Below are 19,414 nucleotides of genomic sequence, written 5' to 3' on the forward strand. Positions count from 1 at the left end.
TCTGCGGACAGGGGCGGGAGCAAGGCTCACGCCCGCTCCAGCACGCCGGCGATGCTCTCGAAGAGAGCACGTCCGTCGGTCGATCCGAGCAGCGGGTCGACATGGTTCTCGGGATGCGGCATCAGGCCGAGCACGTTGAGCTTCTCGGAGACGATGCCGGCGATGGAGTTGGCGGCGCCGTTCAGCACCTGGGTATCGTCGCGCCTGCCGTCGGAGGTGACATAGCGGAACACCACGCGGCCCTCGCCCTCGAGGCGCTTCAGCGTCTCGGCGTCGGCGGTGTAGTTGCCCTCGCCATGCGCGACGGGGAAACGCACGATGGCGCCCTTGGCGTAGCGGCGGGTGAAGGGGGTGTCGTTGCGCTCGACCTTGAGCAGCGCCTCGCGGCAGATGAAGCGCAGGCGCGCATTGCGCACCAGCACGCCGGGCAGCAGCCCGCTTTCGCATAGGATCTGGAAACCGTTGCAGATGCCGAGCACCAGCCCGCCGCGCGCGGCATGCGCGCCGACCGCGTCCATGATGGCGGCGCGGGCGGCGATGGCGCCGCAGCGCAGATAGTCGCCGTAAGAGAAACCGCCGGGCAGCACGACGAGGTCGGTGCCGGCGGGCAGCTCGGTCTCGGCATGCCAGACAATGCTGGGCGTGACGCCGGTGACCTGTTTCAGGGCGTGCGCGACATCGCCCTCGCGGTTCGAACCGGGGAAGAGGATTACGGCGGCTTTCATCGTGCTCAGCCCACGAACTCGATGCGGTAGGATTCGATCACCGTATTGGCGAGCAGCTTCTCGCAGGCGTCCTTCAGGGTCGACTCGGCCTTGGCCGGGTCGCTGCCGTCGAGCTCGACATCGAACACCTTGCCCTGGCGGACACTGGCGATGCCCGGCACGCCGAGCGAGCGCAGGGCGCCCTCGATGGCCTTGCCCTGAGGGTCGAGCACGGCGGATTTCAGGGTGACGAGAACGCGCGCCTTCATGGGATAACTCTCGAGGACGTTCTTGAGAAAAAACAGAAACGGGGGCTTTGCGGCCCCCGCCTATCATCTGGCCGCGAACGGCTCAACTTTCGAATGTGGATGGCAGCCCCGTCCGCGACGCAGCCGGGGCGCCGTTCTCACGTCTCGGGCTGTTCGGTCGGCTCGGATTTCACCAGAACCGGGCCGCCTTGCACCCGCTCGTTCTCGGCGATGATGCCGAGACGGCGCGCGACCTCGGAATAGGCCTCGACGAGGCCGCCCATGTCGCGGCGGAAGCGGTCCTTGTCGAGCTTGTCGTTCGACTTGATGTCCCACAGCCGGCAGGAATCGGGGCTGATCTCGTCGGCGACGACGATCCGCATCAGATCGTTCTCCCACAGCCGGCCGCATTCCATCTTGAAGTCGACGAGGCGGATGCCGACGCCGAGGAAGAGACCGGAGAGGAAGTCGTTCACGCGGATAGCCAGCGCGATGATGTCGTCGATTTCCTGGGTGGTGGCCCAGCCGAACGCCGTAATGTGCTCTTCCGACACCATCGGGTCGTTGAGCTGGTCGTTCTTGTAATAGAACTCGATGATCGAACGCGGCAGCTGCGTGCCTTCCTCGATGCCGAGGCGGGTCGACAGCGAGCCGGCGGCGACATTTCGCACGACGACTTCGAGCGGAATGATCTCGACTTCGCGGATGAGCTGCTCGCGCATGTTCAGCCGCTTGATGAAGTGCGTGGGGACGCCGATCTCGTTCAGCTTCAGGAAGATGTATTCCGAGATTCGGTTGTTCAGCACGCCTTTGCCGTCGATGACATCGTGCTTTTTGTTGTTGAAGGCGGTCGCGTCGTCCTTGAAGTGCTGGATCAGCGTGCCGGGCTCAGGGCCTTCGTAAAGGACCTTCGCCTTACCTTCGTAAATGCGGCGGCGGCGGCTCATGGGTGGGTACCGTCGGTTGAGGAAGTCCATTAGGGTGCCGAGGCTCCGGTTCCGGGTTCACGGCTTGGGCGCCGGACTTGTATGCGACCTGACGCGCTGTGGCGATTCGTATCGCTTGGAACCAGCGCCCACGGGCGGACACTAGCCGATCGGGGGACGGGATACAAACGCGACGGCGTGCAAGTTTCGTGCACGAGCCCTGACTCAATCACATGCGCCGATGCCGACCCCGCGCCGAGCGTCACATTGACCTAGGTGACAATACCGGGCTGTCGACGCCGTTGATTTGGGGACGGGGGCAGGATAATCAAGCCCGCGACTGACCTAGAGACAGGGGGGCGAGGCCATGAGCACGTTCGATAAGCGCGAAGATGGGTTCGAAGCCAAATACGCCCACGACGAGAACCTCAAGTTCAAGGCTCATGCGCGCCGAAACCGCGCGCTCGGGGTGTGGGCAGCCGGCAAGCTGGGCCTGACCGGCGACGAGGCGGATGCCTATGCGCGCTCGCTGATCGAGGCCGATCTCGAGGAAGCCGGTGACGAGGACGTCTACCGCAAGATCAAGGCCGACTTCGATGCGAAGTCCGTCGACATTTCCGAGCACCGCATCCGCCGCACCATGGATGAACTGCTCGAAGAGGCGATCAAGTCGCTGAAGACCACCGGCTGATTTTCCCGCGATTTCGGGGCGCATTCCGCCCGGCCGCGTGCCGGCGGGGCGCCCCGTAATGCCGTGCGCGAAACGCGGTGCCGGGCCTCGCATGGTAGGCGATTCGTATCGGATCGATGGGCGGTGGCCCACAATGGTTGCAGCTTGGCAACCATCTTCTCGCCATTTCGTTGCGAAGGACGTGGATTCCGGGCAAGCCTGAGCCTGGCCGTTGCCGCTCGTGAGGAGCGGTCGCGGCGTGGGAGGGCCCGATGCGGTTCACGACATCCTTCGCGCTGGCTTCCGGCATGCTCGTTGCCGGCTCGCTTGCGGCTGCGGCGTGGCCGGCGGTCACCCGAAGCAACACCAATGTCCGTGGCGGTCCGGGCGTTGGCTACAACGTGCTGGGCACGCTGCCGGCCGGGGCGCCGGTCGAGGTGGTTTCCTGCGCCGGGGCGTGGTGCCAGACGCAGTACGGCTATGTGAGCACCAGCCTGCTGGCGCAGGCGACGGCGGGCTCGCCGCTGGCCTACCGCTCGGGGGCGGTGCCGGGGCTTGCGGCGGGTGTCGGCCAGCCGACCTATGGCGCGGCGGCGCTGGGCTATGGCGGGGCAACCGGCACGAATTACCGGCTGCCCTACAACACGAGCGGCGTGGTCGCGCCGAGTTACGCGGCGCCGGCGGTGGCCGCGCCGCAGGCACACGGGCTGGAAGATTACAACGCGCTGTCCGCCGCCGGCGGCACCGGCGCGGTGGCGAGCGCGATGGCGGGCGAGGCGGGGACGGCGCATCCCGGCGAGAACACCACCATGGCCGGCTCGCGCACCACGATCGGCACCACCAATGTGCGCTCGGGACCGGGCACCGAATACAATGTGGTGAAGACGCTGCCGGACTTCACCAAGGTCGAGGTGTCGGGCTGCAATAATGGCTGGTGCCAGACCAACGAGGGCTACATCAGCATCTACCTATTGTCGCGCGGGCCGGTGCAGCAGGTGCTGACGCCGCAGGCGGAGCCTCGGGTTCCGGGCTCGCAGACGCGCGATTCGCTGAACTACAACCTCGCGAACCAGGCCGCGATGGGTTATGGCGCGGCCGGCAACTATGCGGGGACGGCGGGCCTGCCCTACAGCGCGGCGGGCGCGCTGCCCTATGCGTCGGGGGGGACCAATTACCGGCTCGCCACGGCGGCAGCGCAGCCCACGCGCTACGGCGCGGCCTATGGCGGCGCGGTCGCAGGTGGCGGCACCACGACGGCGGCGGTGAATGTGCGCTCGGGTCCGGGCGTGCGTTATGGGGTGCTGGGCACGCTGCCGGCGGGCTCGCCGGTGAATATCGTCTCCTGTTCCGGCGCCTGGTGCCAGACGCAATATGGCTATGTCAGCGCCCGCCATGTCACCCAGGGCGCCTTCGCCGCCCCGGCTGCCTACCGCTCGGCGGCGGTGCCGGGGCTTGCGGCGGGCGTCGGCCAGCCGGCCTATGGCGCGGCGGCGCTGGGCTATGGCGGGGCGACGGGGACGAATTACCGGCTGCCCTACAACACGAGCGGCGTGGTCGCGCCGAGTTACGCGGCGCCGGCGGTGGCCGCGCCGCAGGCACACGGGCTGGAAGATTACAACGCGCTGTCCGCCGCCGGCGGCACCGGCGCGGTGGCGAGCGCGATGGCGGGCGAGGCGGGGACGGCGCATCCCGGCGAGAACACCACCATGGCCGGCTCGCGCACCACGATCGGCACCACCAATGTGCGCTCGGGACCGGGCACCGAATACGATGTGGTGAAGACGCTGCCGGACTTCACGAAGGTCGAGGTGTCGGGCTGCAATAATGGCTGGTGCCAGACCAACGAGGGCTACATCAGCATCTACCTATTGTCGCGCGGGCCGGTGCAGCAGGTGCTGACGCCGCAGGCGGAGCCTCGGGTTCCGGGCTCGCAGACGCGCGATTCGCTGAACTACAACCTCGCGAACCAGGCGGCGATGGGTTATGGCGCGGCCGGCAACTATGCGGGGACGGCGAGCCTGCCCTACAGCGCGGCGGGCGCGCTGCCCTATGCGTCGGCGGGGACCAATTACCGGCTCGCCACGGCGGCAGCGCAGCCCACGCGCTACGGCGCGGCCTATGGCGGCGCGGTCGCAGGTGGCGGCACCACGATGGCGGCGGTGAATGTGCGCTCGGGTCCGGGCGTGCGCTATGGCGTGCTGGGCACGCTGCCGGCGGGATCGCCGGTGACTATCGTCTCCTGCGCCGGCGCCTGGTGCCAGACGCAATATGGCTATGTCAGCGCCCGTCATGTCACCCAGGGCGCCTTCGCCGCCCCGGCGCTGCCGTTGACCGGCGTTCCGCTGAGCAGCGCCGTGCCGGTCGCGGCCACGGTGCCGGGCATCGCCGTCACGCCGGGCATCGCCGGGGCGGCGGCGCTGGGCTATGGCGCCACCGGGACCAATTATCGCCAGCCGGTCAACACGGCCGGCGTCTCCACCCAGCCCGTCGCGCAGATCCCGTCGACCGCCCGCGCCTATGCGCCGGTCCTCGCCACGGCGGCGGCACCCGGCATCGCTCCCGCCGGTGCGGCGGTCGCCTCGGCGGCGGGCTACTCGGCGACGACCACGGCGGCGGTGAATGTCCGCAACGGTCCCGGCACCGGCTATGAGGTGCTCGGCACCGTGCCGGCGGGAACGCCAGTGAATATCGTCTCCTGCGCCGGTGCCTGGTGCCAGACGCAATATGGCTATGTTAGCGCCCGGCATCTCTCGACCGGGCAGGGGATGGTGGCGGCGGCTGGCCGCCCTGCCTCGACGCGCGTCACAGTGCGCCCGGCCCGCGTCTCGTCCGGCAGCTATTCCAACGTGGCCTATGTCGATCCGGCCTACGCCGCCTATCCCGAGGCCTACGGCACCGGCTACGCCGTCTCCGATCCCGGTTACGCCGGCTATGGCGGTTACGGCGGTGTGGGCTACGCTCCGGCACCCAATCTCGGCGGGGCCGTGCTTGCCACGCTGGCGGCCCCGATCGTCGGCGTCGCGGCGGCGGTCGACACGGTGGTCAATGGCTGGAGCGGCGGCTATGGCGGCGGGGGCTGGTACGGGTCGTCGTCCTATGGTTACGGCTATGGTGCCGGCAATGTCTGGCGGGCCAGCTGGGGACCCGGCTACTGGGGCCCGGGCGTCACCGGGCCGAACCGTCCGTCCTATTGGGGCGCGCGCCCGAGCTATTGGGGCGGCCGTCCGACCTATTGGAACATGCACCCCGGCTATACCAACTACCCCCGCTTCGGCGACCGCTACGGCGACACCTACTGGTCGCGGCGCGGCGAGGGCCGCCTGCCGCAGCGGGCGAACTACTACGGCTATTCCGGGCTCGGGCCACGCTGGCAGGGGCCTTACGATGCCGGCCCCTGGTACAATGGCCGGCCGGTGTCGTGGCGTCCGCGGGCCGCGCGCTGGTGAGGCGATGACAGTGGCGTGAAGGGCAGGGCGGATAGGTAGTGCAACCAATTCCTCCCAATTCAGTTGCTACTCCACATTGAGTGCGCCTGCTGGCAACAGCGGTGAGGGGACGTCTCGACGGCGTCCTGCAATGAGGAGAGTCTCATGCGAGTGCCAAGAAGCCTTCTATTGGCTGTCGGCCTGCTGATCGCCGGAAGCGTTGCAGCTTCGGCACGCCCAGCGACCGTGACGACCGATCTCAATGTCCGCTCGGGGCCGGGAACGCGCTACGCCGTCGTCGGCTCGCTGCCGGCCGGTGCGCGGGTCGATGTCGGCGGATGTACCGGCAACTGGTGCCGCGTCGGCGGCGGCTATGCGAATGCCAGCTATCTCGCATTCGGTGGCGGAACCAGCGTCGTGGTGCAGCCGGATTATTACGACAATGACGTCGCCCTCGGCGTTGGTGCCCTCGCGGTCGGTGCGGCGATCGGCTCCGGCTGGGGCTACTGGAACGGTCCCGGTTACTGGGGTGGTCCCGGCTATTGGGGCGGCCCCGGTTACTGGGGTGGGCCGGGCTATTGGCGCGGTCCCGGCTATTGGCGCGGTCCCGGCTATTGGCGTGGCGGCCCGCCTCCCGGCTGGCGTGGCCGGCCTGTCTACTGGCGCGGCGGTCCGCCTCCCGGCTGGCGTGGCAATCCGGGCTGGCGCGGGCCGCGTCAGGCCCAGTGGCGTGGTTATCCCGGTCCGGCCTTCCGCGGCGCCCCGGTCTATCGCGGACGCCCGGTCTACCGCGGGCGCGTTGCCGGCCCGCGTCCGGTCATGTACCGCCCGATGCGCGGTGGCTATGGCGGGATGGGTCGGTTCCGCGGCCATTAGGCTAGGCGGAACCCGAAAAAAGAAAAGGGCGGCGCTGGGCGCCGCCCTTTTTCATTGTCAGGCGTGACCGAACACGCGGGTGAAGATCGTGTCGACGTGCTTGAGGTGATAGCCGAGGTCGAATTTCTCGGCGATTTCCTCAGGCGTGAGATACTTGCGCACATCAGCATCGTTGGTCAGCAGCGTCTGGAAGTCGCCTTCACCGCGCCAGACCGGCATGGCGTTGCGCTGCACCAGACGATAGGCGTCCTCGCGCGAAGCACCCTTCTGGGTGAGTGCGAGCAGCACGCGCTGGGAGTGGACCAGCCCGCCGAGGCGGTCGAGGTTCTTCTGCATGGTCTCGGGATAGACGAGCAGCTTCTCGACGACGCCGGCCAGGCGGTTCAGCGCGAAGTCCAGCGTCACCGTGGCATCAGGGCCGATGCCACGCTCCACCGAGGAGTGCGAAATGTCGCGCTCATGCCAGAGGGCGACGTTCTCCAGCGCCGGCGTGACCATGCCGCGCACCAGGCGGGCGAGGCCGGTCACGTTCTCGGTCAGCACCGGGTTGCGCTTGTGCGGCATCGCCGAGGAGCCCTTCTGGCCGGCGGAGAAGAACTCCTCGGCCTCCAGCACCTCGGTGCGCTGCAGATGGCGGATCTCGATGGCGACGCGCTCCATCGACGAGGCAACGACGCCGAGCGCGGCGAAATAGGCGGCATGGCGGTCGCGCGGGATAACCTGCGTCGACACCGGCTCGACCCTCAGTCCCATCTTCGCCGCGACATATTCCTCAACCCGCGGATCGATCTGCGCGAAGGTGCCGACCGCACCGGAAATGGCGCAGGTCGCCACTTCCTCGCGTGCCGCGACCAGGCGGGCGCGGTTGCGCTGGAACTCGGCATGCGCCTGCGCCAGCTTGAGGCCGAAGGTGGTCGGCTCGGCATGGATGCCGTGCGAGCGGCCGATGGTCGGGGTGAGCTTGTGCTCGAAGGCGCGGGTCTCGAGGGCCGCGAGCAGCCGGTCGACATCCCTGATCAGGATGTCGGCGGCGCGCACCAACTGCACGTTGAGGCAGGTGTCGAGCACGTCCGACGAGGTCATGCCCTGATGGACGAAGCGCGCCTCCGGCCCGACGATTTCGGCGAGATGGGTGAGGAAGGCGATGACATCGTGCTTGGTCACCGCTTCGATCTCGTCGATGCGCTCGACATCGAAGGTGGCGTCCTTCGCCATCTCCCAGATCTTCGCCGCGGCCTCCTTCGGCACCACGCCCAGCTCGGCCAGCGCGTCGGTCGCGTGCGCCTCGATCTCGAACCAGATGCGGAAGCGGGTCTGCGGCTCCCAGATGGCAGCCATTTCGGGGCGGGTATAGCGCGGGATCACGGGCGGGGCCTCTTAGCAGACAGTTCAGCCTGCGCTCTACCAGTCACGACGCGATGTCGCAAATGGGTGCATGCTAGGGTTGTATTATATCTTGGAATATGATCGCATAAGTTGCGTTCATGGCGGGAGCTGCGATGACCGACGACAATCCCAAACAAGATCCGACTGCGGCGCAGAGCGTAAAGGACGTGAATGCGCTGGCGAAGATCGCCAAGGCCGCTGATCCGGCCGACAACGTTCGCTCGGCAGACCAGATGGCGGACCGGCTCATAGACAACCTGGCGTCGGATCCCCGGCTTGCCAAGGACCTACAGAAATCGCCGGAACTGGTCCGCGAATATGCCGACGTCGCCAAGGTGGAAACCGACGCGGCAACGTTGCGCAATTATGATCTGGAGATCATCAAGAGCAACGGCAACCTGTATCTGACAGTCGTCGGTTGCATCGGCGGAATGCTGATCCTCGTCGTGCTGTCGATCGCCATTCTCTCGCTCTATCAGCTGACGATGATGGGAGCGCCGATCAACGGCTCGATCACGATTTTCATCCCCGACAGCCTCATCGCCCTTGGCTCTGCCGCCATTGGTGCACTGGCCGGGTTACTGACGCCCCTTACGGGCCGCCGCTGAGCGTTCAGACCAGCTCGCCGCGCGTGCGCGCCGCCGCCGTGCGGATGGCGTCGATGTTGCCGGCATAGGCCGAGGCGCCGCCCTTGAACACGGCGGAGCCGGCGACCAGCGCATTGGCGCCGGCCGCGACACAGGCGGAGGCGGTATCCTTCGTCACGCCGCCGTCGATCTCGATGTCGATGGGGCGGTCGCCGATCATCGCGGAAATCTGCCGCACCTTGTCCATGACGGGGGCGATGAAGGCCTGGCCGCCAAAGCCGGGGTTCACCGTCATGACGATGACGAGGTCGATGATGTCGAGCACGTGCTCGATGGTGCTGGCCGGTGTTGCCGGATTGAGCGCGACGCCCGCCTTCTTGCCGAGGGCGCGGATTGCCTGCAGCGAGCGGTGCAGATGCGGGCCCGCCTCGGCATGCACGGTGATGTGGTCGGCGCCGGCCTTGGCGAAGGCTTCGAGATAGGGATCGACCGGCGCGATCATCAGATGCACGTCGAACGGCTTGGCCGAGAGCGGGCGGATCGCCTTCACCACGTCCGGGCCGAACGAGATGTTCGGCACGAAATGCCCGTCCATCACGTCGATATGGATCCAGTCGGCCCCGGCGGCGTCGACGGCCTTCACCTCCTCGCCGAAGCGGACGAAGTCGCAGGCGAGGATAGACGGGGCGATAATGAGCGGGCGCGTGGTCATTGAGGTCTCTCCCCGGCGGGCGCTTTCCGGACGGCCGGGCCGTAGCATGGCGCCGGCGGAGCCGCAATAAACGCCGAGCCCGGCGCGCATCTGGCAGATCTGCGGATGCGCGGTATCGGGCGCTGGGCTAGGCTCGATTCGTTCCGCTCGGGCATGTCCTGCCCGGGACATCATTTGAGGGGGATCAGCCTGATGAATAAACTGCGATATCTGGCGGCGGTGGCCGGCCTCGCATCCGTTGGCCTGATGGCGGCGGTGCCGGAGGCAAGCGCCTGGCGCGCCGGCGCCTGCGGTCCGCGCGGCTGCGTGGCCGCTGGCAATCCCGGACATTATTACGGTGCCGGCCGCTATTACGGCCCGGTGCCGCGTGGCGGCGGTGTGGTGGTCGTCAATCCGCGTCGCTACTGGCCGCCGGGTGGCGCGGTCGCCGCGGGCGCTGCTCTCGGCTTCCTGACCGGCGTCGCCGCGGCCAACCTCGTCGGCCCGCCGCCGCAGCCGAACTATTGCTGGTACTACACCAATCCGCAGCGCACGCAGGGCTTCTGGGAGCCGTGTCCGTGAGAGCAGGCGGCGCGGGAAGCGGCCGGGCGTCCGGCTAGCTTCCCGCGCCAGCGGCCCATTTGTCGCGCCACGCCGGCATGGCGCCGGGTTGGGACAGGGCGGTGGCCTCGTAGACGGCGCGAGCGCAGGCGCGGGCAAGCGTGCGCACCACGGCATCGCCGATCAGCGCGAGATCGAAGATCGGGTCGTTGAGCGGGCGTCTGCCCGTCGCGGCGGCGAAGATGGTGTCGCCGTCGAGGGGCGTATGAACCGGCCAGATGGCGTGGGCGTAGCCGTCATGCGCCATCACCGCCAGGCGCTTGCACTGGGCCTTGGTGAGCACGGCGTCGGTGGCGACGAGTGCGATGGTGGTGTTGGCGCCCGGCGGCAACCCCTTTAGCGGCGGGCGTTCGGGTAGCGCGGGCAGGGGGCTCGGCAGGCCAAGGCCACCGAACTCGGCGCCGCGCTCGAAGGGCGCGGCCCAGAAATGCGGCCCCTCGCCCAGCGTGACGGCGCCGCAGGCATTCACCGCGACGATGGCGCCGACGGTGTGGCCGGAGGCCGCGACCATCGAGGCCGAGCCGAGCCCGCCCTTGAGGTTCACCGTGGTCGCGCCGGTGCCGGCGCCAATGGTGCCGAGCGGAAAGTCGAGGCCGGCTTCATTGGCGGCGGCATAGCCGAGGTCGCGATAGGGGGCGAAGCGGCCCCAGTTTTTGTCGCCGCCATTTATCAGGTCGAACAGCACCGCGCCGGGCACGATCGGCACGCGCGCATTGCCGACGGGAAAGCCGATGCCGCGCTCGGCGAGTGCCGCCATCACCCCGCCCGCAGCATCCAGCCCGAAGGCAGAGCCGCCGGAAAGAGTGATCGCGTGAATGGCGCCCACCGTCTCATCCGGCGCCAGCAGATCGGTCTCGCGGGTGCCGGGCCCGCCGCCGCGCACGTCGACCGAGGCGACCGTCGGCTCGTCGAAGACGATGGCGGTGGTGCCGGAGGCGAGGGCGAGGTCGGTGGCGTGGCCGACCTTCAGGCCGGCGACATCGGTGATCAGGTTGCGCATGGGAACGGCTCTCGATCCATCACTTCACCGGGAGAGGCTACCGGCCGCATTGCTTATGGCCGGCCGGCCGTGCATTGGGAAGCACTCGGAACGACCAAGGTTACCCAGTTCATGGCCGACGTCACCCTTCCGGCTGCGTTTGCCGCCGGCATTGCCAGCTTCGTCTCGCCCTGCGTGCTGCCACTGGTGCCGCCCTATCTGTGCTATCTCGCGGGCACCAGCCTAGACCAGATCACCCACAAGGCTCCGACCGACGCGGCGGCGCGGCGCACGCTCGGCGCGGCGGTGCTGTTCGTCGCCGGCTTCTCCACCGTGTTCGTGGCGCTCGGTGCCGGCGCTTCCGTGGTCGGCGGCTATCTCAGGCTCTACTCGCAGGAACTCGCTATCATCGCCGGCCTAGCCATTCTGCTGATGGGGCTGCATTTCCTCGGCATTTTGCGCCTGCGCTGGATGACCCATACCAAGCGGGTGCATGTCGACGCGCCCTCGACGCTCGCGGGTGCCTATGTGATGGGGCTCGCCTTCGCCTTCGGCTGGACGCCCTGCATCGGGCCGGTGCTGGCGGCCATTCTCGCGGTGGCCGCGAGCGAGCAGACGCTGATGCGCGGCGCCGGCCTTCTGGCGGTCTATTCCGCCGGGCTCGGTGTGCCGTTCCTGCTGGTGGCGGCGATGGCTCGGCCGGCGCTCGGCCTGCTGGTGCATGCGCGGCGCTATCTGCCGGTGGTGGAGAAGACCATGGGCGCTCTGCTGGTGCTCACAGGCATCGGCTTCCTCTCCGGCTGGATGGCGACCTTCAGCTACTGGATGCTGGAGACGTTTCCGGCGCTCGGAAGCTTCGGCTGAGCGAGGCGGGCCGCAGAGGAAATTCCACCGTACAAAGCAAAACCCGCCGGATCGCTCCGGCGGGTTTCGTAATTCAGCCTGTGGCAGGGCGCCAGGGGGACAACCGCCCGGATGCGCCGCCTCAGAGCTCGGTGTAGCCGCCGTCCTTCCAGACGTAGACGACGTAGTCGAGGTTGGTGCGGTCACCCTTCTTGTCGAAGGTGAGCTTGCCGAGGACGGTGTCGAACGCCTTGCCGGAGTGGATGTACTCGGCGACCTTCTTGGTATCGAGCGACTTGGTCGCCTCGACAGCCTGCTGGATCACCTGGCCGGCGGCGTAGGAATAGAGCACGTAACCTTCCGGATCGATGCCCTTCTTCTTGAACTCCTCGACGACCTTGGCCGCGGCGGGGTTCTTGCGCGGATCCGGGCCGAAGGTCATGAGGGTGCCGGCGGCGCCCGGACCGGCGATGGTCCAGAACTCCTTGTCGGTGATGCCGTCACCCGAGAACAGCACGGTCTTCAGGCCCTGGTCGCGCATCTGACGCACGAGCAGGCCGGCTTCGGTGTGCAGGCCGCCATAGTACAGGACGTCGACATTCGCACCCTTGAGCTTGGAGACGAGAGCCGAATAGTCCTTCTCGCCGGGGTTGATGCCCTCGTAGATGACTTCCTTGATGCCGGCCTTGTTCATCGACTTCTGGGTCTCGTCCGCCAGACCCTTGCCGTACGGGGTCTTGTCGTGGACGATGGCAATCTTCTTGCCCTTCAGGTTCTTCTCGATGTACTCGGCCGCCACGAGGCCCTGCTGGTCGTCACGGCCGCAGGTGCGGAACACGTTGGCGAGGCCACGCTCGGTCAGCTTCGGGTTGGTCGAGGCCGGGGAAATGGCGAGCACGCCGGCTTCGGCATACTGCTCGGAGGCGGGGATCGACACGCCAGAGTTGAAGTGGCCGATCACGAACTTCACGCCGTCGGCGATGAACTTGTTCGCCACCGAGACGCCCTGCTCGGGCTTGGAAGCGTCGTCGCCGACGACGATCTCGACCTTCTGGCCGAGGAGGCCGCCCGCGGCGTTGACGTCCACGGCCCACTGTTCGGCACCGTTCTTCAACTGGGCGCCGAAGGTCGCGTTCGCGCCGGTGATGGGACCGCCGACGCCGACCTTGACCTGCGCGGACGCCGGGACGGCGAGGGCCGCCATAGCGCCGAGCGCAATGCCGGCAAACAGAAGCTTCTTCATGAACTTCTCTCCTGGTACTGGAAGGGTGTTAGTTGCAGCCTGAGCGGCTCGGCGGCAGTCGCCCCGAGCCGTTATCATGCTCTTTTCCGCGCTCTTGTCGACGAGCAAGCGAAACATGGTGAAAGGGCTCACACGCTATCGCCGGGCGCCTTGCCGGCACCACCGGCGAGCCAGCCGAACGGCCCCGACTGACGGTAGATCCAACCATAGCGTGTAGCCATCTGTCTGGCACGCTCCGCCCTGAACCCCAGCGTGGAGACGGCCGCGAGGAAGGCGGTGTCGGTCACGAAGTAATGCAGGGAGAGCAGCGTGCCCTCGAACAGCGCAAAGTGGAAGAAGCGCACCACGCAGCCCAGCAGCAGGGCGTAGACCAGCACCTGCCGGTAGGAGCGCCAGGTGCTGGCGATCGAGCGGCCCGTGAGCCATGCGGCGCCACCGCCGAGGAACACGGTGACGAGCGCGAAGTCGCCGCGCGAGACCTCGATGACCAGATCGGGCGCGATGACCGCGCTGGCGAGCACGGCGGCGACGACGAGGGCCGGCACCACCACGGCGATGCTGGCCGGCGCGCCCTGGGAGATGAGGGTTCCGCTGGTTGCCATCTCAGTGCTTCCCGCCTTCGAGATACGCCGCCCGCACTTCCGGGCGTTCGAGCAATTCGCGGCCCTGGCCGGACATGGTGACGACGCCATTGACCAGCACATAGCCGCGATGGGCGAGCTTGAGCGCGTGGAACGCGTTCTGCTCCACCAGGAAGACGGTCAGTCCTTCCGTGCGGTTCAGCTCGCGGATGGCGTCGAAGATCTGCTTCACGATCAGCGGGGCGAGGCCGAGCGAGGGTTCGTCCAGCATCAGGAGGCGAGGCCGGCTCATCAGCGCGCGGCCGATGGCGAGCATCTGCTGCTCGCCACCCGACAGCGTGCCGCCGCGCTGGTTGATGCGCTCCTTGAGGCGGGGGAACAGCTCGAACACCTTGAGCAGGTCAGCGTCGAAATGCTTGAAGCCGTCGACCGAGGCGCCCATTTGCAGGTTTTCGAACACGGTCATGCGCGGGAAGATGCGCCGACCCTCGGGGGACTGCGCGATCTTCAGGTTGGCGATCTCGTGGGTCGGCACCTTGGTGATGTCGCGCCCCTCATAGATGATCTGGCCCTCGCGTGGGCGGGGCTGGCCGAAGATCGTCATCATCAGCGTCGACTTGCCGGCACCGTTGGAGCCGATCAGCGTGACGATTTCGCCGCGATAGACGTCCACATCGACGCCCTTCAGCGCCATGATGTTCCCGTAAAAGGTCTTCACGCCGCGCACGGACAGCATCGGCTCGCCGGCGCCGGGCGCAGCGGCCGCCGTCTGCGGGGCGGCAGTCAGAGTATCGCTCACGAGTGGGCTCCCGTGGAATGGGCCGCGATTTCCGCGTCGATCTCGGCCTCGACCTCCTCGACGGCGTCCTCGTCGACGCCGAGATAGGCGGCGATGACGCGTGGATCGTTCTTCACCGCCTCGGGCGTGCCGTCGGAAATCTTGGTGCCGTAATCGAGCACGACCACGTGGTCGGAGATTTCCATCACCACGCTCATGTCATGCTCGATCAGCAGGATCGAGGTGCCGTGCTCTTCGCGGATGGAGCGCAGCAATGTGTTGAGCTCCAGGCTTTCGCGCGGATTGAGGCCGGCGGCGGGCTCGTCCAGGCACAGCAGGATCGGCTCCGAGCACATGGCACGGGCGATTTCCAGGCGGCGCTGGGCGCCATAGGGCAGGTCGCCGGCCGGGTCGTCGGCGCGGTCGGTGAGGCCGACCTTCTCCATCCAGTACTCGGCCTTCTGCGTCGCGGCGCGCTGGGCGGCGCCCCAGCTCGGCAGGCCGAACAGTCCCTTGAGCGAGTAGCCGGAAGCCCGCATGAGCGCGTTGTGCTGGGCGACCATCAGGTTTTCCAGCACGGTCATGCCGGTGAACAGGCGGATGTTCTGGAAGGTGCGCGCCACCTTGGCCTCGCCGGAGACGCGGTAGTCGGGCATGCGCTCCAGCAGATAGACGCTGGAGTCCTGGCTCACCAGCGCGCGCTCGCCGATCAGCGTGACCAGCGCGAGTTCATCGGCGGTGGGGGCTCGCCCATGAGCGAGCACGAGACGCCCCTCGCTCGGCTTGTAGAAGCCGGTGATGCAGTTGAAGACCGTGGTCTTGCCGGCGCCGTTGGGGCCGATCAGCGCGGTGATGTCGCCGCGCCCGACCTTGAAGGAAAGGTCGTTCACCGCGATCAGGCCGCCGAAGCGCATGAACAGGTGTTCGACGGTGAGGATGGGGTCGGCTTCCCAGCGCGGGATGCCGGCAGCAGCGGAATTAGCCATCAGCCGTGCCCTTCCTTCACGAGATCACCCGACACGGCCTTGCGCTCCTTCAGGAAGATGGTGGGATCGCGGGTGGAGACCAGGCCGCGCGGCTTCCACACCATGATGGCGACCATGGCGAAGCCGAAGATCAGCATGCGGTAGAGGCTCGGATCGAAGTCGTTGCCGAAGACCTGCTTCAGGAAGCCGAGATTGCGCAGCATCTCCATGCCGCCCATCATCACCGCCGCCGAGACGGCGACGCCGATCTGCGAGCCCATGCCGCCGAGCACCACGATGGCGAGGATCATCGCCGAGATATCGAAGGTGAAGCTCTCGGGGCTGACGAAGCCGGCGCGCACCGCGAAGAAGCAGCCGGCGAAGCCGCCGAACATGGCTCCGGTGGCGAAGGCGGAGAGCTTCACATTGGTGGTGTTGATGCCGAGCGAGCGGCAGGCGATCTCGTCCTCGCGCAGTGCTTCCCAGGCGCGTCCCACAGGCAGCTTGCGCAGCCGCACCGTGGCGAAGGCGGTGATCAGCGCCAGCGCGAGGATGACGAAGTAAAGGAAGATGATGCGGTGCATCGGGTTGAATTCGAGCCCGAACAGCGCCGCGAAGCCGTCCTCGCTCGCATTGAACGGGATGCCGAAGAAGGTCGCGCGCGGGATCGAGGCGATGCCGGCGCCGCCGCCGGTGAAGTCGGTCCAGTTGATCAGCACGAGACGGATGATCTCGCCGAAGGCCAGCGTCACGATGGCGAGGTAGTCGCCGCGCAGGCGCAGCACCGGAAAGCCGAGGATCATGCCCCACAGTCCGGCGAACATGCCAGCCATCGGCAGGCAGATCCAGAACGCCCAGTTGGCCCAGAACGTCTCGCCCAGCAGGCCGGCGAAGAAGTCGTTGATGGGCGCCGAGGTGGCGAGCAGCGCGTAGGTGTAGGCGCCGACGGCGTAGAAGGCGACATAGCCGAGATCGAGCAGGCCCGCGAGGCCGACCACGATGTTGAGGCCCCAGCCCAGCATCACATAGGTGAGGATGAGGATGCCGAGGTCGATCAGGTAGCGGCTCTCGTTTAGTCCCCCCATGCCGTAGGCCGCGATGGCCGGAAAGCCGACGGCGAAGGCGAGCAGGATCGGCTTGACCGTCGGCCCGATCACTGTACCGGCGCGATCGAACACGCTCGGGCCGCTTCGCGTCGTCGGCTTGCGGTTGGGCGACCAGACCGTGAGATTGAGGATCAGCCGGCCGAAGAAGATGATGCCGACCATGATGGCCAGCAGCTTCGGGCGGTAGGCGAGCCCGAGAAGGCCGTCGATGACGACGGTTTCGAAGCCGATTAGGGGGGCGAACAGGCCGAGGGCGATGAGGCCGGTGAGGAGCGCGTCCTTGAACGCCTCGCCGACGACCGAATTGGACGGGGACGCCTTAGCCGAGGCCGGCGCGGTTTCAGCAAGCTGAACTGCCATGACGACCTGACCTCAGACCTTCTCGACTTCCGGCCGGCCAAGCAGGCCCTGCGGCATGAAGATGAGCGTGATGGCGAGAATGGAGAATGCCGCCACGTCCTTGTATTCGATCGAGAAATAGGCCGACCAGAACACTTCGATCAGGCCGATCAGCAGCCCGCCCAGCACGGCGCCCGGCAGCGAGCCGATGCCGCCCAGAACCGCGGCGGTGAAGGCCTTCACGCCCGGCACGAAGCCGTCGGCGAAGTGCGCGACGCCGTAGTACATCATGTACATGACGCCGGCGACGGCCGCGAGCGCGGCGCCGATGACGAAGGTCAGCGAGATGGTGTGATCGACATTGATGCCGAGCAGCGCCGCCATCTTGCGGTCCTGCTCGCACGCCCTCTGCGCCCGGCCCAGCGAGGTCTTCTGCACGAGGTACCAGAAGCCCATCAGCAGGATGGCGGTGACCGCCATGATGATGACCTGCTTCCACGCCAGCGTGACCTGGTAGCCATTATTGTCCATCAGCACGATCACGTCCGTCACCATCGGGGGAACCGGCTTGTTGCGCGGGCCCTGCGAGACCTGGACGAAATTGGCGAGGAAGATCGACATGCCGATCGCCGAGATCATCGGCGCGAGGCGGAAGGAGCCGCGCAGCGGGCGATAGGCCACGCGCTCGATGGCCCAGTTGGTCAGCGAGGTGAAGAACATCGCCACCACCAGCACGATGGCCAGCGCGAGGAAGATCGAAGTGATGCCGAACACGGTGGTGACCAGCAGGAAGCAGATCAGCGCGATGAAGCTCGACACCATGAACACGTCGCCATGGGCGAAGTTCACCATGCCGATGATGCCGAACACCATGGTGTAACCGATGGCGATCAGCCCATAGATCGAGCCGAGCGTCAGCCCATTGATGAGCTGCTGAATGAAGACGTCCATTTTGTTTTTCGGCTCCCCTCAGCCGTTATCGGAGGTCGTGCGGCCGGACGCTTTGCACAGATAATCATCGTGCCCGTCCTGTGTGCGTCTTTCACTCTTAGCGCGCGCCACGCACCGATACAATTCGATCGAAAGACTAAATGCAATCGATCGAAAGGCGTGATGTAAAGGTATTATAATACAATTTTACGAAATCCTGTTGTTCTTCAATATTTTGCCGCACTGCTTCCACGTCACGTAAATCGCACACCGTGTTCACTTTTTCGACGCAATGCCGCCGGCAGGGGAGCGTTTCGCGCCGCCGGTTTCAAAGCCGGCCGTTGGAAGTTATGCACAGGAGCCCCCAGATGTAGGCGCAGGACGGGGTATTGCGGCGTTTATGGAGGCAGGATTGGACGAAGTGATGGGCCGCGAGGGGGAGCATCCGGGCACACGGACGGTCGAGCCCGGCATCTACCGGGAGGCCATGAGCCGGCTCGTCGCCGCCGTCCATGTCATCACCACCCATGGTGAGGCCGGCCGGGCGGGCTTCACCGCCACGGCCGTGGCCTCGGTCTCGGACACCCCGCCGACGCTTCTCGTCTGCCTCAACCGGCGCATCCGCTCCGCCCCGGCATTCCGCCAGGCCGGCGCCTTCGCCGTGAACATGCTGGCGGGTGAGCAGCAGGGTCTGGCGGAAGGCTTCAGCGGCCGCACCGGTCTGTCGGGCGAGCAGCGCTTCGGCGTCGGTCACTGGCGCGAGGGAATCCTTGGCGTGCCGTGCCTCACTGGCGCGGTCGCGGTGTTCGAATGCCGGCTGGTCGATGTGCGCACCATCGCCACCCATGACGTGCTGGTCGGCCATGTCGAGGCGGTGACGCTCGGTCCCGACCGGGCCAAGCTCGCCTATCTCGGGCGCGACTTCCTGAAGATCTGATCGTGCCTCGCCGATCGTCCTCATCCTGAGTGTCTGAACTCGTAATTATAGAAGCGCGCATGGAGGGCGGCTTTCTCCCTCTCCCCGCCCGAACTCGACTGTTGCCGAGTTCGGTTCAAGCAAGGACTAAGAGCCCGTTTGGAAACTCGTCATGGCCGTCATCCTGAGGTGCCCGGCCACAGGCCGGGCCTCGAAGGATGCTGAAGCAGGGCGCCCGGACGAGCATCCTTCGAGGCTCGGGCTCCGCCCGAGTACCTCAGGATGACGTCGTTCTGTTGATATGAGGAGTTTCCAAACAGGCTCTAAGCCGGAAACATCCGGCTTCCGGCCTCGCCAGAACTGAACTCGGCAACAGCGAGTTCAGGCGGGGAGAGGAATTACGCGTCAGGCTTTCAGGATGAGGCTCATCGGGGTGCTCAAAGGGAGGATGCGGCTCCCGGAATGAAATCGCCCTAGGTGACCGACTCATAACTTCGCAGCCAGATGCGGATTGATGCGAGTTGGATCGAGGCGAGGAAATTGTCGTCTCGCTTGTCGTAGCGGGTGGCGACGGCCCTGAAGTGTTTGAGCTTGTTGAAG

The 19,414-nt window shown here is 66.8% G+C and carries 19 protein-coding genes and 1 pseudogene; 7 read left to right on the forward strand and 13 right to left on the reverse strand.

The annotated features are described in order from the left end of the window. Positions 1-26: 26 nt before the first annotated feature. From purQ to purC, 3 genes are all read right to left on the reverse strand, one after another. Positions 27-725 (reverse strand): phosphoribosylformylglycinamidine synthase subunit PurQ, encoded by a 699-nt coding sequence (gene purQ / locus ACO2RV_RS07760; protein WP_423291518.1) that lies wholly within the window; start codon positions 723-725, stop codon positions 27-29. 5 nt (positions 726-730) lie between these two features. Next, on the reverse strand, positions 731-973 hold the full coding sequence (purS, locus tag ACO2RV_RS07765; protein WP_423291520.1) for a phosphoribosylformylglycinamidine synthase subunit PurS: 243 nt from the start codon (positions 971-973) through the stop codon (positions 731-733). A 137-nt stretch (positions 974-1,110) separates the two neighbouring features. Then, positions 1,111-1,929: a phosphoribosylaminoimidazolesuccinocarboxamide synthase gene (gene purC / locus ACO2RV_RS07770; protein ID WP_423291522.1), complete on the reverse strand. Its 819-nt coding sequence runs from the start codon at positions 1,927-1,929 to the stop codon at positions 1,111-1,113. A gap of 316 nt (positions 1,930-2,245) precedes the next feature. Between purC and ACO2RV_RS07775 the strand changes: the two genes are divergently transcribed. The 3 genes from ACO2RV_RS07775 to ACO2RV_RS07785 all read left to right on the forward strand — a co-directional run bounded on the left by ACO2RV_RS07775 (position 2,246) and on the right by ACO2RV_RS07785 (position 6,849). Beyond that, positions 2,246-2,569 (forward strand): DUF1476 domain-containing protein, encoded by a 324-nt coding sequence (locus tag ACO2RV_RS07775; protein ID WP_423291524.1) that lies wholly within the window; start codon positions 2,246-2,248, stop codon positions 2,567-2,569. A gap of 251 nt (positions 2,570-2,820) precedes the next feature. Beyond that, positions 2,821-5,994: an SH3 domain-containing protein gene (locus ACO2RV_RS07780; protein WP_423291526.1), complete on the forward strand. Its 3,174-nt coding sequence runs from the start codon at positions 2,821-2,823 to the stop codon at positions 5,992-5,994. Between the two features lie 144 nt (positions 5,995-6,138). Beyond that, the gene (locus tag ACO2RV_RS07785; RefSeq protein ID WP_423291528.1) at positions 6,139-6,849 is read left to right on the forward strand and encodes an SH3 domain-containing protein; all 711 of its coding nucleotides are present in this window, start codon (positions 6,139-6,141) and stop codon (positions 6,847-6,849) included. Between the two features lie 57 nt (positions 6,850-6,906). Here ACO2RV_RS07785 and purB read toward each other — a convergent pair whose 3' ends face one another. Then, entirely contained in the window at positions 6,907-8,214 is a 1,308-nt protein-coding gene (gene purB, locus ACO2RV_RS07790; RefSeq protein WP_423291530.1) for an adenylosuccinate lyase, read from the reverse strand. 134 nt (positions 8,215-8,348) lie between these two features. Here purB and ACO2RV_RS07795 point away from each other — a divergent pair, with 134 nt between their 5' ends. Next, the gene (locus ACO2RV_RS07795) at positions 8,349-8,843 is read left to right on the forward strand and encodes a hypothetical protein (RefSeq protein WP_423291532.1); all 495 of its coding nucleotides are present in this window, start codon (positions 8,349-8,351) and stop codon (positions 8,841-8,843) included. Between the two features lie 4 nt (positions 8,844-8,847). Here ACO2RV_RS07795 and rpe read toward each other — a convergent pair whose 3' ends face one another. Continuing rightward, positions 8,848-9,534 (reverse strand): ribulose-phosphate 3-epimerase, encoded by a 687-nt coding sequence (rpe, locus tag ACO2RV_RS07800; RefSeq protein WP_423291534.1) that lies wholly within the window; start codon positions 9,532-9,534, stop codon positions 8,848-8,850. Positions 9,535-9,726: 192 nt separating this feature from the next. Here rpe and ACO2RV_RS07805 point away from each other — a divergent pair, with 192 nt between their 5' ends. Continuing rightward, the gene (locus tag ACO2RV_RS07805) at positions 9,727-10,095 is read left to right on the forward strand and encodes a hypothetical protein (protein WP_423291536.1); all 369 of its coding nucleotides are present in this window, start codon (positions 9,727-9,729) and stop codon (positions 10,093-10,095) included. Positions 10,096-10,129: 34 nt separating this feature from the next. Here the strand turns inward: ACO2RV_RS07805 and ACO2RV_RS07810 are convergent, their stop codons facing one another. After that, positions 10,130-11,134, reverse strand: coding sequence for a P1 family peptidase (locus ACO2RV_RS07810; protein WP_423291538.1), 1,005 nt, complete (start codon positions 11,132-11,134; stop codon positions 10,130-10,132). A 111-nt stretch (positions 11,135-11,245) separates the two neighbouring features. Here ACO2RV_RS07810 and ACO2RV_RS07815 point away from each other — a divergent pair, with 111 nt between their 5' ends. Next, complete coding sequence (locus ACO2RV_RS07815; protein WP_423291540.1) at positions 11,246-11,977, forward strand: cytochrome c biogenesis CcdA family protein; 732 nt, start codon at positions 11,246-11,248, stop codon at positions 11,975-11,977. Between the two features lie 121 nt (positions 11,978-12,098). Here ACO2RV_RS07815 and ACO2RV_RS07820 read toward each other — a convergent pair whose 3' ends face one another. The 6 genes from ACO2RV_RS07820 to ACO2RV_RS07845 all read right to left on the reverse strand — a co-directional run bounded on the left by ACO2RV_RS07820 (position 12,099) and on the right by ACO2RV_RS07845 (position 17,919). Further along, positions 12,099-13,199, reverse strand: a complete 1,101-nt coding sequence (locus tag ACO2RV_RS07820; RefSeq protein WP_423291542.1) for a branched-chain amino acid ABC transporter substrate-binding protein — start codon at positions 13,197-13,199, stop codon at positions 12,099-12,101. Positions 13,200-13,327: 128 nt separating this feature from the next. Then, entirely contained in the window at positions 13,328-13,702 is a 375-nt protein-coding gene (locus ACO2RV_RS07825) for a DUF6867 family protein (protein WP_423291569.1), read from the reverse strand. 100 nt (positions 13,703-13,802) lie between these two features. Further along, entirely contained in the window at positions 13,803-14,579 is a 777-nt protein-coding gene (locus ACO2RV_RS07830; RefSeq protein WP_423291544.1) for an ABC transporter ATP-binding protein, read from the reverse strand. Next, positions 14,576-15,544 carry an ABC transporter ATP-binding protein gene (locus ACO2RV_RS07835; RefSeq protein WP_423291546.1) on the reverse strand — a complete coding sequence of 323 codons (969 nt, stop codon included), beginning with the start codon at positions 15,542-15,544 and terminating at the stop codon, positions 14,576-14,578. The genes ACO2RV_RS07830 and ACO2RV_RS07835 overlap by 4 nt, the downstream gene beginning before the upstream one ends. After that, a complete protein-coding gene (livM, locus tag ACO2RV_RS07840; protein WP_423291548.1) occupies positions 15,544-16,989 on the reverse strand; it encodes a high-affinity branched-chain amino acid ABC transporter permease LivM in 1,446 nt (481 codons plus the stop codon). The genes ACO2RV_RS07835 and livM overlap by 1 nt, the downstream gene beginning before the upstream one ends. Before the next feature lie 12 nt (positions 16,990-17,001). Next, a complete protein-coding gene (locus tag ACO2RV_RS07845; RefSeq protein WP_423291550.1) occupies positions 17,002-17,919 on the reverse strand; it encodes an ABC transporter permease subunit in 918 nt (305 codons plus the stop codon). Between the two features lie 400 nt (positions 17,920-18,319). Here ACO2RV_RS07845 and ACO2RV_RS07850 point away from each other — a divergent pair, with 400 nt between their 5' ends. Next, positions 18,320-18,835 (forward strand): flavin reductase, encoded by a 516-nt coding sequence (locus ACO2RV_RS07850; protein ID WP_423291571.1) that lies wholly within the window; start codon positions 18,320-18,322, stop codon positions 18,833-18,835. Positions 18,836-19,287: 452 nt separating this feature from the next. On the opposite strand, the pseudogene ACO2RV_RS07855 reads toward ACO2RV_RS07850, so the two are convergent. Then, a pseudogene (locus tag ACO2RV_RS07855) lies at positions 19,288-19,414 on the reverse strand (IS5/IS1182 family transposase); the annotation flags it as partial.

The organism is Ancylobacter sp. VNQ12, from assembly GCF_049445835.1.
GTDB lineage: Bacteria > Pseudomonadota > Alphaproteobacteria > Rhizobiales > Xanthobacteraceae > Ancylobacter.

Bases quoted from the DNA above. Each gene is read 5' to 3' on its own strand.
- ACO2RV_RS07805 (WP_423291536.1), top strand. From the start codon at position 9,727: ATGAATAAACTGCGATATCTGGCGGCGGTGGCCGGCCTCGCATCCGTT.
- purS (WP_423291520.1), bottom strand. From the start codon at position 973: ATGAAGGCGCGCGTTCTCGTCACCCTGAAATCCGCCGTGCTCGACCCT.
- rpe (WP_423291534.1), bottom strand. From the start codon at position 9,534: ATGACCACGCGCCCGCTCATTATCGCCCCGTCTATCCTCGCCTGCGAC.
- ACO2RV_RS07835 (WP_423291546.1), bottom strand. From the start codon at position 15,544: ATGGCTAATTCCGCTGCTGCCGGCATCCCGCGCTGGGAAGCCGACCCC.
- purQ (WP_423291518.1), bottom strand. From the start codon at position 725: ATGAAAGCCGCCGTAATCCTCTTCCCCGGTTCGAACCGCGAGGGCGAT.
- ACO2RV_RS07785 (WP_423291528.1), top strand. From the start codon at position 6,139: ATGCGAGTGCCAAGAAGCCTTCTATTGGCTGTCGGCCTGCTGATCGCC.
- ACO2RV_RS07795 (WP_423291532.1), top strand. From the start codon at position 8,349: ATGACCGACGACAATCCCAAACAAGATCCGACTGCGGCGCAGAGCGTA.
- livM (WP_423291548.1), bottom strand. From the start codon at position 16,989: ATGGCAGTTCAGCTTGCTGAAACCGCGCCGGCCTCGGCTAAGGCGTCC.
- ACO2RV_RS07845 (WP_423291550.1), bottom strand. From the start codon at position 17,919: ATGGACGTCTTCATTCAGCAGCTCATCAATGGGCTGACGCTCGGCTCG.
- ACO2RV_RS07820 (WP_423291542.1), bottom strand. From the start codon at position 13,199: ATGAAGAAGCTTCTGTTTGCCGGCATTGCGCTCGGCGCTATGGCGGCC.
- ACO2RV_RS07815 (WP_423291540.1), top strand. From the start codon at position 11,246: ATGGCCGACGTCACCCTTCCGGCTGCGTTTGCCGCCGGCATTGCCAGC.
- ACO2RV_RS07780 (WP_423291526.1), top strand. From the start codon at position 2,821: ATGCGGTTCACGACATCCTTCGCGCTGGCTTCCGGCATGCTCGTTGCC.
- ACO2RV_RS07775 (WP_423291524.1), top strand. From the start codon at position 2,246: ATGAGCACGTTCGATAAGCGCGAAGATGGGTTCGAAGCCAAATACGCC.
- purC (WP_423291522.1), bottom strand. From the start codon at position 1,929: ATGGACTTCCTCAACCGACGGTACCCACCCATGAGCCGCCGCCGCCGC.
- ACO2RV_RS07810 (WP_423291538.1), bottom strand. From the start codon at position 11,134: ATGCGCAACCTGATCACCGATGTCGCCGGCCTGAAGGTCGGCCACGCC.